Raw genomic sequence first — 17244 nt, 5'->3', positions numbered from 1 at the left:
CTCACCCGTCCGCCGCTAACGTCAAAGGAGCAAGCTCCTTTTCTGTTCGCTCGACTTGCATGTATTAGGCACGCCGCCAGCGTTCGTCCTGAGCCGGGATCAAACTCTCCATAAAAAGAAATTTGATTAGCTCAAATTGTTTTGCTGGCATCATGTTTGATGTCCAAAATTTCGTTTCGTTCACTAACTCGAGGTTAGCTAGTAAAAACTTTATTGATTACGTTTTGCTTGTTCAGTTTTCAAGGTTCAATTCGTTGCCGTTTTATTTCAACAACTTTTATAGTATAACATTTTTTCGTTTTCGTTGTCAACTCTTTTTTATAGAAGTTTTTTAACTTCTTTTCGAAAAGTGACAACTCTTATATAATATCAATCTAGGATTTAAATGTCAACATCTTTTTGATGTTTTTTTAATCCGTTTTATTTCTTACGTCGCCTTAACGACAAGTAATAATTTATCATGATTCCAATACAATCGCAAGTGTTTTTCGCTATAAAATTATCTTTTTTATAAAAATGGAATTAGTAAGCTATTTTACGTTTTTTCGAGCACTAATCAATTCTTATAATCTTCTAGCTATCACTTTATTTGTTTTACTATACATCTCCTTTTCATAAATCTCAACAAACTAAATAAGAAGAAATCAAAATAAAGCCTATTTAAAGAACACTTTCTCAAGCTTCCCTTGAAAAAGCATCAACGATCACACACACATTGTAACGCGTCATTGCCCTTACAAATTACTCAATCGCGAAAAAAAGGAGCCAAAGTGATTCTCCTGCACCTCGACTCCTACTTATTCACGTTTGTTACTTCTTTACCTTTATTGTTCTGCTACAAAATAACAAGGAAAAGAAATCCGAATAAGATACAATTATATGTTCCCTTTTCAAACACGGTTTATTTTTTAATCTTAAATCTGAAAATCTACTAAGTTAATTAATTATTTTGTCCATCGACTATATCTAGGCACCAAGTGAAATTATCCCACGCCGAATACCAGCCAGTGAAAATTTCAGAGGAATCATCCCAACGGACATCGAATTTCTTCTGACCGTCTACATCCACTAAATATAAAGTAAGAGTTGGATCCGACTTAGAAACCGCTAATTTCATACCATGTTCAAGCTCTTCTTCAGTTAACAGGACATCTGATACTGATCGTACTTGTGCCTGTTCAAATACTTGTTTGTTAAAGATTTTATAATTCATTATAAGCCTCCAATAAAACTTTTGATAATGTCTATTTCTATTTAATCTGCAAATTATAGAACTCTAAAAGTATACCTTATATTCATTCATCATTTAAATACTCTACTTAATTCTTTCAAATTTATTTCATCACAGAAGATGCAAAACAGGAGTCTTAGTGCTTCTTCTGCACCTCGACTCCTGCTTTTTCAAGATAACCTTTTAAAACTACTATTTAGTAGTATGGCGCATTGTTGGGAATAGTAATACGTCGCGAATTGATGGTGAATTTGTAAGAAGCATGATTAAACGGTCGATACCAATTCCTAATCCACCAGTTGGAGGCATACCGTATTCTAATGCTTCAATGAAATCATTGTCCATTTCGTGTGCTTCATCATTACCAGCTGCTTTTTCAGCTAACTGAGCTTCAAAGCGCTCACGTTGGTCAATTGGATCATTTAGTTCTGTAAAGGCATTTGCATGCTCACGACGAACGATAAATAGTTCGAAACGGTCTGTGAAACGCTCGTCCTCTGGGTTTTTCTTTGCTAGAGGTGAGATTTCTACTGGATGACCATAAACAAATGTAGGCTGAACAAGAGTCTCTTCAATCTTTTGCTCGAAGAACTCGTTAATAATATGCCCTACCTCATGTGTTTCTTTAACTTCTACTCCATGTTCTTTAGCAAGCGCTTGAGCCTGTTCCTTAGTCATTGGTTGCCAGAAGTCTACACCTGTAGCTTCTTTTACTGCATCTACCATATGAACTCGTTTCCAGCCTACAGCAAGATTAATTTCATCTTCACCGTATTGAACTGTAGTAGTACCTAAAACCTCTTGAGCTACATGAGCAATAAGGTTTTCAGTTAGAGACATAATATCTTTGTAATCTGCATAAGCTTCATACAGCTCTATCATTGTGAATTCAGGATTGTGGCGTGTTGAAATCCCTTCATTTCGGAAAACACGACCAATTTCGTATACTTTCTCTAGTCCACCAACAATTAGACGTTTCAAATGCAGTTCGATTGCAATACGCATATATAATTCCATATCAAGTGCATTATGGTGTGTAATAAACGGACGAGCCGCTGCACCACCAGCAATTGTATGAAGCATTGGTGTTTCTACTTCTAAGTATCCTGCATTATCTAAATAATTGCGAATAGCACGGATAATTTTAGAACGTGTAATGAATGTTGTTTTACTATCTTCATTCGTCATTAAATCTAAATAACGTTGACGATAACGTTGCTCAACATCTTGTAAGCCATGGAATTTTTCTGGCATAGGGCGTAGAGCTTTTGATAGGAATGTGAATTCTTCAGCTTTGACTGAAAGCTCTCCTACTTGTGTTCGGAATACATTACCTCGAATACCTACGATATCACCTAGGTCAGCTTGTTTAAATAATTCATATGCTTCTTCGCCAACATGATCCTGACGAACGTAAATTTGAATTTGGCCACCTAAGTCTTGCATATGCGCAAAGCCAGCTTTTCCTTTACCGCGTTTCGTCATAATACGACCCGCAATAATTACCTCTTGTAGGTTTTCTTCTAGCTGCTCTTTTGTTTGATCTGCAAATTGTTCACGCACTTCTGTTGATAAATGCGTACGTTCAAAACGACTACCAAATGGATCTTGACCATTTTCTCGAATAGCCGTCATTTTTTGGCGTCTCACCAAAAGCTGATCATTTAATTCTTCTATGTTTGACACTTGTTTCACTCCTTATTAAATTGTCCGCGTTGCGTTTACGTCCATAATATTTCTATTGTACACAATTTTATTGTTGTAATCATCTGTTTCGTTTTAATTTCCATAAGAGAAGAAATGATTAATAATTCTAAAAATTAATGTTAGCAGAAAAATAGACGTCTCAAAACGAACAGAGAGACGTCTATTTAGTGTATTAAAGAATTAATTCTTTTGCTTCTGGTACTATTAAATTAGATTCAAGCTCTTCATAGTCTTGTACAATTCTATTTAATAGCACACGAAGCTCTACCGCAGTTTCTGTTTGGTTAATCGCTTTACGCGCTTTACCATTACCACGAATACCTTTTAAATACCATGAAGCATGTTTACGCATTTCACGTACCGCCACACCTTCTCCTTTTAATTGCATAAGGCGTTCAAAGTGTAGCAAACACACATCAATTTTTTCGCGTACACTCGGCTCTTCTTTTAACTCGCCAGTTTCAAGGTATTGAACTGTACGATAAATCATCCATGGATTGCCTAACGCAGCGCGTCCAATCATTACTGCATCCACCCCAGTAGTATCAAGCATACGTTTTGCATCTTGAGGAGTTTCTACATCGCCATTACCAAGCACAGGGATTTTTACATTTTCCTTCACTTGACGAATGAAATCCCAATTTGCTTTTCCTTCGTACATTTGTACACGTGTACGTCCATGAACAGCTACCGCTGAAGCACCGGCACGTTCAGCAGCTTGTGCGTTCTCTACAGCAAAGATATGCTCGTCATCCCAACCAATACGCATTTTCACGCTGACAGGTTTTTTTACTGCATCTACAACAGCTGCTACCATTTCATATAATTTATTTGGATCTAAAAGTAAACGGGCGCCCGCTTCACATTTAATAATTTTATTAACTGGGCAACCCATATTAATATCGATAATATCGGCAGTTGTGTTTTCATCTACATACTTAGCCGCTTCCACTAGCGTTGCTTTATCACCACCAAAAATTTGCAATGAAAGTGGATTTTCACGCTCATCGATATAAAGCATGCCTAGTGTTTTTTCGTTCTTCTGGACAATCCCTTTATCACTAATCATTTCTGCATATACTAGCCCTGCTCCGAACTCCTTAACCGTTAAACGGAAAGCAGAGTTACAGATTCCTGCCATTGGTGCTAATACAACACGGTTGTCCATGACTATATCGCCAATCTGAAACGGCTTCTCAGTTGTCTGACTCAACGCTGTTTTCCTCCTTCTATAGGTTTTCACCTATTCCATATATATCAATTGTTAATGCTACTCAAATCAATTATGCCTCAGCATGATGGTATCCGAATTTGGCTTTTGCCTGCAGATGTTATAGGCAGCCGATACACCCATTATCTTTGACCACTGGATTAGAAACTTAATTAACGGACTGCATAATTTTCAGCTCTGCTGATGCTCGCCATAAAGTTACGCCTTCCTCTTCACAATTCATCCGTTGCATTATATCATGTGCCCTTTGCAGTTGTTGTCCAACTGGTGTAGGCGTAATTTCTATTAGTGGTACTAATACGAAAGCTCGCTCATACATTCTTGGATGCGGAACAATTAAGCTCTCTGTTTCAACATTTTCGTGATTGTAGAGTAGAATGTCAAGGTCTATAATGCGAGGACCCCATCGAAATTCACGAACACGCCCAAGTTCGCTTTCAACCCATTGGCAAATTTTCAGCATTTCGGAAGATGAGTAACTCGTTTTAATATGAACAGCAATATTTAAAAAATGTGCCTGATCCGTGTAGCCTACAGCAGCTGTTTCATAAACAGAAGAAATGTGTACAACTTCAATTTCCTCTTTGCCCTTTAAAAAGGTAACAGCATGTTGTAAGTTTTCAAATCGATCTCCCATATTTGTACCGATCGATAAATACACATCATTCATTAGTAATCACCTCGCGTTATTTCTACCGATACTTCTTTATAATAGCCATGGATTGGTGGGTCTGGTTTAATAAGCTCCACGCGAACCCCCTTAACCTTTTCTGAGTATGTCTCTAAAATACTGTCTGCTATTTTAGAGACAAGCGCTTCAATAAGCTTGAACGGCTCTCCTTCTACAATATCACGGCATAACGCATAAACCTCCGCATAGTTCACCGTATGATTTAAGTCATCCGTCTCTCCAGCCTTTGTCATATCAACAGCAAGTGAAACATTGGCACGGAAGCGTTGGCCAAGTGTTGTTTCCGCCGCTAAAACGCCATGATAGCCGAAAAACTGCATATCCTTTAAATGAATATAGTCCATCATGCTTCCTCCTTATAAATACGCTTACCTACTAAAATATCAGCCATATGTGTAGATCGTGCCATTTCCTTTACATCATGCACACGAATCATATGGCAGCCTTTTTCAATACCGTAAACAACTGTTGCTCCTGTACCTTCTATACGTTCCTCAACAGGCAGCTTTAAGACATTACCAATCATTGACTTACGTGAAGTCGCTAGCAAAACAGGATAACCCATTGCTACTAAACCCTCTAAATGCTGCATCATTTCTATATTTTGAGCAGTTGTTTTCGCAAAGCCTATGCCCGGATCTAAAATAATATGATTATCTGGTATACCTGCATTCCGAGCAACAGCAATACTCTTCTCTAAGTCAGCCTTTGCCGTCATCCAGAAATCAGTACCATAATTAGTGTTGTCTCGATTATGCATTAAAATAATCGGTACATTTAAATCTGCAGCAACCTGTGCGATCTCGGGTTCAGCTTGCGCTCCCCAAATATCATTAATAATATGGGCACCCGCTTCAATAGCTGCACGAGCTACGTTCGCTTTATACGTATCAACCGATATAACCGCTGGCACTTCAGCTACTAAAGCTTGAATAACTGGTACAATTCGTGCAATTTCATCTTCATCGGAAATACGTTCATAACCCGGGCGTGTTGATTCTCCGCCAACATCAATAATTTTAGCGCCATCAGCTATCATTTTTTTTGCTTGAGCAACAGCAGCTTCAACGTTATTGTACTTTCCTCCATCTGAAAATGAATCCGGTGTGACATTTAAAATACCCATCACAAAAGTTTCTGCTGTATAGTCTAACGTGATCCCGTTAATAGTTAATGGTGTTGTATATTTTTCAAGCATGTTAACTCTCCTTTTATTCTTGTTCCACTTCATTGACAAATACTTCATGTAAACGCGAATAAACAGGCCCTTTATTGCCTAATAACTGCTTGCTCTCTAATTTAAAAATTGGAACAAGCTCTTGTATAGAGTTAGTAATAAAGCACTCTGAACTTTGCTCTACATCCTCTTTAGTAAAGAAGCCTTCTTTTACCTTAATCCCTAGAGATTGTGCCCGCTCAATTACCCACGCTCGGATAATTCCAGGTAAAATACCAGCCTCTAAAGAAGGCGTATATAGTATATCATCTTTCACCCAAAAGATATTTGATGTTACACCTTCAGCAACAAAGCCATTTCCCGTTAAAAAGAAGCCCTCTTGTTGCGCCAAAGATGGCATCTCAAAACGGCCAAGAACGTTATTGCCATAATGGTGCGATTTCACTCGAAGTCCTTTTTCAGGAGTATTACGCGGTGTCACAAGCCACTGTGCGTTTTTTTCCATACCTCGAGGTGTATCATGTAATTCTTTGCGAAAGACAATAACATTTGGTTGTCTATATTCAGTAGGCTGCAATCCGATACTATGTTCTCCAGCCGAGACATTTATACGGAAATACCCATCTTGTCCATTGGCCTGTTCATTTAATTGCTGAACAACCTTTAGTAAATCCTCTTCCGTATACGGCATATGAATACGGTATTGAGAAAGCGCGGTTTGCAACCTTTCCATATGTGCTCCCCAGTAAAACACTTTGCCCTTATATGTTCGAAACGTTTCAAAAAAGCCTAACCCGTATAAAAATCCATGATCAAATGGTGAAATACGCAAATCCTGCGCCGCTACATAGTCTCCATTCATCCAGCACAGCATTTACTTCGCTCCCTCAACATACAAATCTATAAACTGGCGTAGAAGCTCTTTACCTCGCTCCGTCATAATCGATTCAGGATGGTATTGCACTCCCTCAATTGGATAGTCCTTATGACGAATGCCCATAATTTCGCCTTCTTTTGTCCATGCCGTCACTTCAAAACATGCCGGTAACGTTTCCTTTTCTACAATTAAGGAGTGGTAACGAGTAGCTGCAAATGGATTTGGCATCCCCTTATGCAAACCTATTTCAGCATGTAGCACAGGTGATGTTTTACCATGCATCAAACGTTCAGCTCGTATAACATTCCCTCCGAATACTTGAGCAATGGCTTGATGGCCAAGGCAAACGCCTAAAATCGGAATATTTCCCGCGAAATACTTAATAATGTTCAGGCTTTCACCCGCTTCATTCGGGCTACATGGCCCCGGAGAAATGACAATCATATCTGGTGCAAGCTGCTCAATATCTTTCACCGTTAATACATCGTTTCTTTTGACCACTAATTCATGTCCGAATTCCCCAAAATATTGTACAAGGTTATACGTAAAAGAATCGTAATTATCAATCATTAAAATCATTTTGCTCGCTCCTCTGCCATTGCCTTTGCCTGCCACATCGCCTTCGCTTTATTTAAGGATTCTTGGTATTCTCTTTCCGGAACAGAATCAATAACAATGCCTGCTCCTGCCTGAATATGTGCTACTCCATCTTTAATAAATGCTGTACGAATAACAATATTAAATTCCATATCACCTGTAAAACCTATCCAGCCAATTGAACCCGTATATAACCCTCGTCTTACAGGTTCTAATTCTTCAATAATCTCCATCGTACGAATTTTAGGTGCACCTGTTATTGTGCCTCCTGGGAACATGGCACGGATAACGTCTGCATTGGTTTTCTCCTCAGCTATTTCTCCTCGTACATTGGAAACAATATGCATCACGTGTGAATAGCGTTCAATCACCATGAACTCATCTACCTCAACAGTCCCATATGTAGATACTCTCCCTAAATCATTGCGCTCTAAATCAACAAGCATTACATGTTCAGCACGTTCCTTATCGTTATCAATCAATTCCTGCGCTAACGCTAAATCCTCAGCCTCCGATTTTCCTCTTGGTCGTGTACCAGCGATTGGTCGAGTAGACAACTCATTACCGTGACGCTTCACCAAAAGCTCAGGTGAACCCGAAACAACTGCAAAATCTGGCGCTTCTATATAAGCCATGTAAGGTGAAGGATTAAATGCACGTAATGCTTCATATACATCCATTGCAGTTGCGTTTAATTTTTTGGATTGACGTACCGACAAATTCACTTGAAATACATCACCTTGCGCTATGTATGTTTGAATTTTACTTACTGCTTCCTCAAAGGCAGTCCCAGCAAATGATACTAACAATTCACTTTCGTCATTTACTATTTCGACAGCGCTTGTTTTTTCAAATTTTCGTGTAAGCAATCCTTCTTGCGCTGCCCCTTGCCACACATTAGCCCATTCTTCCAAATCTACATGACAATCAGCTAGCTTCATAAGCGTTACTTTATTTGTTTTCACATCGTGTACTGCCCAGCAATCAAAAATATAAAAATAAATATCTGGTATATGTAAATCATCCACAGCAGTATTAGGTAACACTTCAATTTTACGAGCGTAATCGTATGCTACAAACCCAATAGCCCCACCTTGAAAAACAGGAAGCTCAGAATTATATGCAATGTGATAGTTCTCTACTAATTTCTCTAACAAAGCAAGAGGTTCACCGTTTAAATTTTCAGTCTCACCATTTCTCCAATTTACAAGTAAACCATTCTCGATCGATTGTGCTGTAGCTAGTGGATTCCAAGCAGCTATTGTAAAATTCCCTCCACGTCCACTTTCTAAAAATACATGTGCTTGTTCTGCTTCTGTTTGCTTCTTATAACTATAAAAAAACGAGTCTGCATCCATCGATATTGTTTTCGTCAGTATTGTCTTCAAGTCGCTATTCCCCTTTAAGTCATATGATGTGATTCCATCTTAACTTGAATATTGCTTGGAAGCGAATATTTTCAGGTAGCCACTTAAAATTTAATTACCGAATGTTTCTACATCCGATCGGTGATGAACAAATATGCTAAAGCGCATATTTACATCCAAAAAAAGTTGGAGAACCGAAGGAACAATACGCGCTCCACCTCTTTTGCGAACGAAACACCTCCTAATCCATAATTTGAAAATAGAATTAGATTCTTTAACAAATAAAAAAGACTCCTCGTTTAAGGAGCCTTTACGTTCAAATAATTGGATTAGTCTTCAAATTGATATAAAGGTGTTGATAAATAACGTTCCCCATTAGAAGGTACGATCGCAAGAATATTTGAGCCCTTACCTAAACGTTTTGCTGCTTCAATCGCAACATGAATAGCTGCACCTGATGAAATACCGCATAAGATACCTTCTTCACGCGCTACTTTACGAGCTACCTCGAAAGCAATTTCATTTTCAACTGGGAATACAGAAGAATACACATCTGTATCTAACACTTCAGGTACGAAGCCAGCTCCGATACCTTGAATTTTATGAGGCCCTGGTTGACCGCCAGAAAGTACTGGTGAATCTTTTGGTTCAACAGCAATAATTTCAATCTCTGGATACTTCTCTTTTAGCACAGCACCCGCACCCGTAATTGTACCACCTGTACCAACACCAGCAACAAATGCATCTAATTTTAAACCTTCAAATGCTTCTACAATTTCAGGACCTGTTGTTAAACGGTGAACAACTGCATTTGCTGGGTTCGTGAATTGTTGTGGTAAGAAGTAGCCATGCTCAGCAGCTAATTCCTCCGCCTTAGAAATCGCACCTTTCATACCTGCTGGCCCAGGTGTTAATACAAGCTCTGCACCATATGCACGTAATAAGTTACGACGCTCTAAGCTCATTGTTTCGGGCATTACTAAAATCGCTTTATAGCCCTTAGCCGCAGCAATCATCGCTAGACCAATACCCGTGTTACCAGAAGTAGGTTCAATAATTGTACCACCAGGCTTTAATGTACCGTCTTTTTCTGCCGCTTCAATCATCGCTAAAGCTAAACGGTCTTTCACTGAGCTACCTGGGTTAAAATATTCTAATTTTACATAAACAGTACCTTCGTTTTCACCTGTTGCATGATTTAATTTAACAATTGGCGTTTTACCTACTAATTCAGCTACCGAGTTTGCTAATCTACTCATTTATCAATCCACTCCTAATCCCTACTAATTTTATAGGTTTTACTTATTTTTGATTTTATCAATTTTTCCATTCGATTGTCAATAAATATAACTTATATTTTCAGAATATTTATTGCTTCACCTACGTCAAAGGTTATTGGCCAACATTGGCGAATGAAGGGAAACAAAAATCTGCTCAATACCCCGGAGTGGCCATTACTCTGTTGACGCTAACGTCTGCAGGGTTTCCCTGGCTCACTTTTCCCGCAGATATCTTGCAGATTCTTTAACTTCTTTCAGCACATATTTTTTGTAGCGAAAGCGAAGCGACAGAAGTCTCCCACCTCTATAGATGGTGAGCTGAAAGAAGTCAAAGCCTCCAGCGGATGTCACAGAATCGGAAAGGAGTTCTTTGTGCAAACACAAAGCCGATTCCGGACGCAATTATGCCGAGGCATAATTGATACTCATTTCAGAGCAATCTGTTATTTACCTTTTTTCGCTTCTCCGTAATACCAAGTCGCATTGAATTCAGACCAGAATGATTCCGGTGTAACATGTTGTGGCAATTGTTCTAACGCAAGCTCACGTTCAATATGTTCTTTCACATCGTCATATGTAAAGGATTGTCCTTCTGTTATCTCTTGAACTTGTACAATTCCGTAATGACCGTTAGCAAGCTTAAATGCTTTACTAACCTCATCCGCTTTTAAAGCCTTCACTGCTTTTAAAATGGCAGGATCGACATTTTCCTGTTTTTCTGTGAGGAAACCAATATCTCCACCTAAGCTAGCTGAAGCACTGTCTACTGAAACCTCACGTGCTAGCACCGAAAAATCAGCGGGATTTTTTATTTCACTTAATGCTTCCTCAGCAGCTTTTTTTGAATTCACTTCTATAAAATTCGTACGATAACTTGTTTTCGTATTGTACAGTGCCTGATTTTCCTCATAATATTTTTCAATACTACCTTCTTTTATAACCACATCTTTTGTCAGTACCTTATCCAATATAAGCTGTGAGCGAATTTTTTGTCGCAGTTGCTCTGATGAAAGGTTTTGCATTGCAGTATCAAATTTATCTTGAGCAGAACGCATTAAGGCTAACTCTAAATCAATCTCCTTATCCGTTACTTTTATTTTAAACTTTTCAGCTGCCTTTTCCATCACTGATTCATTCACTAAATTTTGTAGCGTCTCTTTACCATAGCGTTCTTCCATGGCAACCATCCACTTTTGACGTGTAATAATATCCCCGTCAACGGCAGCGACTTGCTCGTCGCTACCAATTTCCTGGTCTTTATTAGGAATTAGCCAAGTTATAAACCACAAAATATTTCCTAATAATAAGATTGCCATAACTGTTAATGCAGGTTTTGTCTTCAGACGACGTTGCAATAAGGGCGTTTGGTTGGGTGTTTCAGCGGATAAAGGTCGTCGATTACGCGTTGAGCTCATCGATGAATCCTTCTAACTCTTCTTTTGAGAAGTGGTATGTCTCTAAACAGAAGTGACATTGTGCTTCTGCTTCGCCATCCTCTTCAATCATTTCTCGAATCTCGTGTATCCCTAACCCTAAAATCGCTGCACCAAATCGCTCTTTTGAACATTGACATTTAAATTCTACCGGCATGGAATCTAAAATTTGCAGATGACCGTTTCCTAATACAGCTTCTAAAATTTGCTCCGGCGTAAAACCTTTTTCAATCATTTTTGAAACAGGCTCTATAGAAGCAAGATGCTGCTCAATTTCGTCGATTGTTTCTTCTTCACAGCCTGGCATTAATTGAAGGATAAACCCACCAGCTGCTAGAATTGTGTTATCAGGATTTACTAAAACCCCTAATCCAACTGATGAAGGCACTTGCTCTGATGTAGCGAAATAGTAAGTAAAGTCCTCAGCAATTTCACCCGATACAATTGGCGTTTGTCCAGAGAACATGTCTCTCAAACCAAGATCTTTTACAACTGTTAATGAGCCCTCTGCCCCAACACCCGCTCGAACATCAAGCTTACCGTGCTCGTTTAAATCGAAATGAACGTGGGGATTTGTTACAAAACCACGTACTTCACCGTGCGCGTTACTGTCAATTACCATCGGACCGATTGGACCGTTCCCCTCAATCTTTACAGTGATTTTTTCCTCACCTTTTAACATGGCACCCATCATCACCGCAGCAGTCATAGAACGACCAAGGGCTGCCGACACAACAGGCCATGTATTATGACGACGTTGTGCTTCTCCTACAGTTGTTGTCGTACAAGCTGCAAAAACACGAACCTGTCCGTTGAACCCTAAACCTCGTACTAAATAGTCTTTCATAAATGAAATGTCCCTCATTTCTTATTGATTGCGTTTATATAGCTTATATAAGCCTTTTAATGTTAAAAACGGATCGACTACATCAATAGCTTGCGTCTCACCAGCAATTAAATTTGCTAATCCTCCAGTAGCAATTACTAAAGGCTCTTCCTTACTTTGTGCTTTCATGCGATTAACAATTCCCTCAACTTGCCCAACAAAGCCATAAAATATCCCGGCCTGCATCGCAGATACGGTTGTCTTTCCAACAATATGTGTAGAGCGCAATATTTCAATACGCGGCAATCTAGCTGCCTGTGTATAAAGCGCCTCCGTTGAAATCGAAATACCTGGAGCGATAGCACCGCCCATATAATCGCCCTTTTCGTTTAAGTAACAATATGTTGTAGCAGTTCCAAAATCAACAATAATCAGTGGTGCTTTATAAACATCAAGAGCTGCAATAGCGTTCACTATGCGGTCTGAGCCAACTTCACGCGGGTTTTCATATTTAATATTCAGTCCTGTTTTCACACCTGGTCCTACAACGAGCGGTTTTTTACGAAAATACTTCTGACACATCGTTTCTAACGAAAACATTATTGGTGGTACAACAGAGGATATAATAATGCCTGTAACCTGTTCAAATGAAATGCCTGCATGATTAAAGAAAGATAATACTTGCATTGCGTATTCATCTTCTGTTTTATGAAGGTCAGTCACCATACGCCAATGGAAGGCCAATTGATCGTTGTCATCATAGACACCTAATACGATATTCGAATTTCCTGCATCTAAAACTAAAATCATGGTTGATGCCTCCTATTTATTGCCCTTCATCGTAATTGTACCTGTCACTATGCGATTGATACAACTAAAACAATGCATATTCATGCACAAAAAATCAAATTAATTATGCCTCGGCATAATTGCGTCTGGAATCAGAAAGAAGTTAAAACACTTTAGAAAATGATACCACACTTTTATTTCTATGAAATAACATTCATCTCACTCCAAAAAAGGAGCCACCCTCATATTAGATAGCTCTTTCAAATTAAATCTCATATTAAAACGTGAAGTTGATTTCCGTTCCAGGCTACTCGCTTTCCTGTGGGCGATCGTCGAGCCGCTTCCTCCGCTTGCGCTCCGTGCAGGGTCTCGCCTGTCTCGCTTTCCCACGGGAGTCGAGTAGCCTTCCACTCCAATCAGCGATAGTGTAAATTTTTATAAATCTTATTCATTTCAAAAGTGTATAATATTGCGACTTATAACAGAGAAGAAATTGTTCAACTGTTATTGCTAACGCTTCGCTTTACGCACAGATAAACAATATTGCTGAAGTTTCGTTTTATAACTATAAATTAGGCCATGCCAGAAAATACATCTTTGTGAATTGGTTGATTGAAGTGGAGACTGGGCGACTCCTTGGGGGTCAGATCACGTCACGAGTGAAGCGGCTCATCGGACGCACCCAGGAAGCTCCGCTCTGCGCGAAAGCGAAGCGTCAGCTACAAAGCGCCCAGCCGGAACGGAAATCAACCCCTCGTTTTGCCGAAGAACCGTACTAAAGGAGCCACCCTCAAATTAGGTAGCTCCTTTCAAATTATTTAAAATTAAATTTTTCTGGGTCTGGTCCGCAACGTAAGCCATCATTTAGTGCATCTAACTGAGCCATTTCTTCCTCTGTTAACGCAAAGTCAAAGACCGTTAGATTTTCAGTCATTCGTGCAGGAGTCATTGTTTTTGGAATTGTGACTACACCATGCTGCACATCATAGCGTAAAACGATTTGTGCAGGTGTTTTGCCATATTTAGAAGCTAGCTGCTGAATCAATGATTCTTCCAATAAAGAACCATTCATTAGTGGCGACCACGCTTCTACTTGTATTCCTTTTTCCTTACAATATGCACGAACTTCCTCTTGAGTTAAGTGAGGATGGAATTCAATTTGATTAATAACGGGAACAACTGATGTTTCCTTTAATAAATTTTCTAAATGTTGAACATGGAAGTTACTAACGCCAATTGAGCGTACACGTCCATCCTGATAGATTTTTTCAAGCGCTTTATAAACATTAATATAATTTGTATCTATTCCCGGCCAGTGAACTAAATATAAATCTAAATAATCTAGTCCTAATTTCTCTAAACTACTATCATAAGCTGCAAGTGTTTCATCATAGGAGAGTCCATCATTCCATACCTTTGATGTTACGAATAGTTCTTCACGTGTTACTAAGCCCTCATCAATCGCTGCGCGAATTCCTCGCCCAACACTTTCTTCATTGCGATATACTTGAGCTGTATCAATGCTACGGTAACCTTTTGCAATAGCTGTTTTTACTGCCTCAGCCAAGTCATCCCCTTCAGGTACTCGAAAAACGCCATAGCCGATTAACGGCATCTCTAAACCATTATTCAATGTTACATTTCCCACGTTACAACACTCCTATCTATTTTGGTCCTAAAAAAATTTAAGAATCTATATACGCAGTTGCGTAATATAGATTCCATCGTAATACCTATTACCGAGAAAAGGCAAAGAAAAAGACTGCTTACTAAAATCGTAAACAGTCTTTCTCATATTAATCACGCTTTTCATCGATACCTTTTGGTGTATCATTCGATTCTCTACCTTCTTTAGGTAAATCAGCTGTTGTTGGATTCGGCTCATTGCTAAGCAATTCTTTTTGAACAGCCTGTTCACCAACTACATCTACTATTGGTTGAGCTTCAGCTTTAGGAGCTTTTTCCACAACCGGTTCTACCTCAGGTTCCGGTAAGACACCGTGATCACGTAAGTGCTCAATTTCTTGCGCATTCAATGTTTCTTTTTGCATTAATGTGTTTGCAATTAAATCAAGTAAATGACGTTTTTCAGTTAGGATTCGTTTAGTACGCTCATATTGTGAATCAATAATTTTTTGCATTTCCTTATCAATTTCATAAGCGATTGAATCAGAGTAATTTTGATCTGAATTAAAGTCACGACCAAGGAATACATTCCCACCCTGACTTGAACCAAACTGCATTGCACCAAGATTTTCACTCATACCATATTCAGTAACCATGGCACGTGCAATACTTGTTACCTTTTGGAAGTCATTATGTGCCCCAGTAGATACTTCGCCAAGTACGATTTCCTCTGCAACACGACCACCAAGAAGTCCAGCAATACGGTCTAATAGTTCTTGTTTTGTTGTGAAGAAACGTTCTTCCTTCGGTAACATAATCGCGTAACCTCCAGCTTGACCACGAGGAACGATCGTTACTTTGTGTACTGTATCCGCTTCATCTAGCTCTAAACCAACAACTACGTGGCCGGCTTCATGGAAGGATACAAGTTTCTTCTCTTTCGCTGAGTAAACGCGGCTAGCTTTTGCTGGACCTGCAATTACTCGGTCAGATGCCTCATCGATATCTGCCATATTAATTGTACGTTTACTTTTACGAGCCGCCACAAGTGCAGCTTCATTTAACAAGTTCTCTAAGTCAGCACCTGAGAAACCTGGTGTACGTTGTGCAACAGCTGCTAAATCTACTGTATCAGCTAAAGGCTTGTTGCGCGCATGTACTTTTAGAATTGCTTCACGACCTTTTACATCAGGGTGTCCTACTGTAATTTGACGGTCAAATCGACCAGGACGTAATAACGCTTTATCTAAAATATCTGGGCGGTTTGTTGCAGCGATAATAATAATACCTTCGTTTGCTCCGAAACCATCCATTTCAACAAGCAATTGGTTCAGTGTTTGTTCGCGCTCGTCATGACCACCACCAAGACCTGCGCCACGTTGACGACCTACTGCATCAATCTCATCGATAAAGATGATACAAGGTGCATTTTTCTTTGCATTTTCGAATAAGTCACGAACACGTGATGCACCGACACCGACAAACATTTCTACGAAGTCAGAACCTGAAATCGAGAAGAATGGTACGCCTGCCTCACCTGCTACCGCTCGTGCAAGTAATGTTTTACCCGTACCAGGAGGACCTACAAGCAAGATACCCTTTGGAATTCGGGCACCGATTTCAGTAAATTTACGGTGATCCTTTAAGAAGTCAACAACCTCTACAAGCTCTGCTTTCTCTTCATCAGCACCCGCTACATCTGTAAAACGAACTTTTTTCTTCTGATCGTCATAAAGTTTGGCTTTACTTTTACCAAAGCTCATCACTTTATTACCGCCACCTTGAGATTGACTCATTAGGAAGAAGAATAAGAAAATGATAATGATGAAAGGGATAATCCCTGTAAAGAACTGAATCCATCCACTTGTTTCTGGCGCTGTTAAATATTTAATATTACTATTCTTATCCTTAGCAGCCTCATCGATGCGGTTCAATAAAGATTGGTTATCACGAGGGATATTCGCTGTAAAGCTTTGACCCTTCTCATACCCCTTCATCGTACCCTCAACGATGTATACTGATTTATCAGGTTGAATTGTAGCACTTGTTATTTCTTTCTTATCTAGAGCATCTTGAAACTCAGAATAAGTTAACTCTTTCGTTGGCGCCTTTCCACCATTGAAAGTACCAAATATACCGATAATCACTAAGAAAATCAGTAAATAGAATATGGTATATCGAAATATTCGATTCATCTCCAGCCTCCTCATTACAAACAGAAAAATTATAAGTAAAATCTTAACATATCATGATTTCATCATACAACGAAAAGCCCTACATAAAAAAAGTTTCGTCCCATTTTTGTCGAAATCGAAAAATATTTATGCATTTATCAAGTATGTTCCAGCGTAGTTGTATCTAACAATGTACCTAAATCTTTGAATTATGATCAATTATGCCTCATGCCACAGG

At 39.1% G+C, this 17244-nt stretch carries 15 protein-coding genes and 1 rRNA gene; all 16 read right to left on the bottom strand.

Translation table 11 applies throughout. From position 1 onward, the window contains the following. A 16S ribosomal RNA gene (locus ACIPKN_RS24865) occupies positions 1–115 on the bottom strand; the annotation flags it as partial. Between the two features lie 825 nt (positions 116–940). Next, positions 941–1213: a hypothetical protein gene (locus ACIPKN_RS24860; RefSeq protein ID WP_400941369.1), complete on the bottom strand. Its 273-nt coding sequence runs from the start codon at positions 1211–1213 to the stop codon at positions 941–943. A gap of 210 nt (positions 1214–1423) precedes the next feature. Further along, positions 1424–2926 (bottom strand): lysine--tRNA ligase, encoded by a 1503-nt coding sequence (gene lysS, locus ACIPKN_RS24855; RefSeq protein ID WP_323657008.1) that lies wholly within the window; start codon positions 2924–2926, stop codon positions 1424–1426. A gap of 184 nt (positions 2927–3110) precedes the next feature. Further along, positions 3111–4151, bottom strand: coding sequence for a tRNA dihydrouridine synthase DusB (gene dusB / locus ACIPKN_RS24850; RefSeq protein WP_400941365.1), 1041 nt, complete (start codon positions 4149–4151; stop codon positions 3111–3113). A gap of 166 nt (positions 4152–4317) precedes the next feature. Beyond that, entirely contained in the window at positions 4318–4839 is a 522-nt protein-coding gene (gene folK, locus ACIPKN_RS24845) for a 2-amino-4-hydroxy-6-hydroxymethyldihydropteridine diphosphokinase (protein ID WP_400941363.1), read from the bottom strand. Then, positions 4839–5204 (bottom strand): dihydroneopterin aldolase, encoded by a 366-nt coding sequence (folB, locus tag ACIPKN_RS24840; RefSeq protein WP_400941372.1) that lies wholly within the window; start codon positions 5202–5204, stop codon positions 4839–4841. The genes folK and folB overlap by 1 nt, the downstream gene beginning before the upstream one ends. Then, entirely contained in the window at positions 5204–6058 is an 855-nt protein-coding gene (gene folP / locus ACIPKN_RS24835) for a dihydropteroate synthase (protein WP_400941361.1), read from the bottom strand. The genes folB and folP overlap by 1 nt, the downstream gene beginning before the upstream one ends. A gap of 13 nt (positions 6059–6071) precedes the next feature. Further along, positions 6072–6911, bottom strand: a complete 840-nt coding sequence (gene pabC / locus ACIPKN_RS24830) for an aminodeoxychorismate lyase (protein ID WP_400941358.1) — start codon at positions 6909–6911, stop codon at positions 6072–6074. Beyond that, entirely contained in the window at positions 6912–7493 is a 582-nt protein-coding gene (gene pabA / locus ACIPKN_RS24825) for an aminodeoxychorismate/anthranilate synthase component II (protein ID WP_142510505.1), read from the bottom strand. It abuts the gene before it with no gap. Continuing rightward, on the bottom strand, positions 7490–8899 hold the full coding sequence (gene pabB / locus ACIPKN_RS24820) for an aminodeoxychorismate synthase, component I (RefSeq protein WP_400941355.1): 1410 nt from the start codon (positions 8897–8899) through the stop codon (positions 7490–7492). The genes pabA and pabB overlap by 4 nt, the downstream gene beginning before the upstream one ends. Before the next feature lie 308 nt (positions 8900–9207). Further along, positions 9208–10137, bottom strand: a complete 930-nt coding sequence (gene cysK / locus ACIPKN_RS24815; RefSeq protein ID WP_400941352.1) for a cysteine synthase A — start codon at positions 10135–10137, stop codon at positions 9208–9210. A gap of 464 nt (positions 10138–10601) precedes the next feature. Then, on the bottom strand, positions 10602–11573 hold the full coding sequence (locus tag ACIPKN_RS24810) for a peptidyl-prolyl cis-trans isomerase (protein WP_400941349.1): 972 nt from the start codon (positions 11571–11573) through the stop codon (positions 10602–10604). Beyond that, positions 11557–12438, bottom strand: a complete 882-nt coding sequence (gene hslO, locus ACIPKN_RS24805) for an Hsp33 family molecular chaperone HslO (protein ID WP_400941347.1) — start codon at positions 12436–12438, stop codon at positions 11557–11559. The genes ACIPKN_RS24810 and hslO overlap by 17 nt, the downstream gene beginning before the upstream one ends. A 21-nt stretch (positions 12439–12459) precedes the next feature. After that, positions 12460–13227 carry a type III pantothenate kinase gene (locus ACIPKN_RS24800; RefSeq protein WP_142510501.1) on the bottom strand — a complete coding sequence of 256 codons (768 nt, stop codon included), beginning with the start codon at positions 13225–13227 and terminating at the stop codon, positions 12460–12462. A gap of 793 nt (positions 13228–14020) precedes the next feature. Further along, entirely contained in the window at positions 14021–14854 is an 834-nt protein-coding gene (locus ACIPKN_RS24795; protein ID WP_400941346.1) for an aldo/keto reductase, read from the bottom strand. Between the two features lie 148 nt (positions 14855–15002). Then, the gene (gene ftsH, locus ACIPKN_RS24790) at positions 15003–17027 is read right to left on the bottom strand and encodes an ATP-dependent zinc metalloprotease FtsH (protein WP_400941344.1); all 2025 of its coding nucleotides are present in this window, start codon (positions 17025–17027) and stop codon (positions 15003–15005) included. Positions 17028–17244: the final 217 nt, after the last annotated feature.

The organism is Lysinibacillus sp. NPDC086135, assembly GCF_044746345.1.
In the GTDB taxonomy this organism is placed as follows: Bacteria; Bacillota; Bacilli; order Bacillales_A; family Planococcaceae; genus Lysinibacillus.
This window is presented reverse-complemented; position numbering and strand designations above follow the sequence as displayed.

What these genes read in the sequence shown, in the direction of transcription:
- ACIPKN_RS24860 (WP_400941369.1), bottom strand. Translation starts at nt 1,213, where the DNA reads ATGAATTATAAAATCTTTAACAAACAAGTATTTGAACAGGCACAAGTA.
- folK (WP_400941363.1), bottom strand. Translation starts at nt 4,839, where the DNA reads ATGAATGATGTGTATTTATCGATCGGTACAAATATGGGAGATCGATTT.
- folB (WP_400941372.1), bottom strand. Translation starts at nt 5,204, where the DNA reads ATGGACTATATTCATTTAAAGGATATGCAGTTTTTCGGCTATCATGGC.
- folP (WP_400941361.1), bottom strand. Translation starts at nt 6,058, where the DNA reads ATGCTTGAAAAATATACAACACCATTAACTATTAACGGGATCACGTTA.
- pabC (WP_400941358.1), bottom strand. Translation starts at nt 6,911, where the DNA reads ATGCTGTGCTGGATGAATGGAGACTATGTAGCGGCGCAGGATTTGCGT.
- pabA (WP_142510505.1), bottom strand. Translation starts at nt 7,493, where the DNA reads ATGATTTTAATGATTGATAATTACGATTCTTTTACGTATAACCTTGTA.
- cysK (WP_400941352.1), bottom strand. Translation starts at nt 10,137, where the DNA reads ATGAGTAGATTAGCAAACTCGGTAGCTGAATTAGTAGGTAAAACGCCA.
- ACIPKN_RS24810 (WP_400941349.1), bottom strand. Translation starts at nt 11,573, where the DNA reads ATGAGCTCAACGCGTAATCGACGACCTTTATCCGCTGAAACACCCAAC.
- hslO (WP_400941347.1), bottom strand. Translation starts at nt 12,438, where the DNA reads ATGAAAGACTATTTAGTACGAGGTTTAGGGTTCAACGGACAGGTTCGT.
- ACIPKN_RS24800 (WP_142510501.1), bottom strand. Translation starts at nt 13,227, where the DNA reads ATGATTTTAGTTTTAGATGCAGGAAATTCGAATATCGTATTAGGTGTC.
- ftsH (WP_400941344.1), bottom strand. Translation starts at nt 17,027, where the DNA reads ATGAATCGAATATTTCGATATACCATATTCTATTTACTGATTTTCTTA.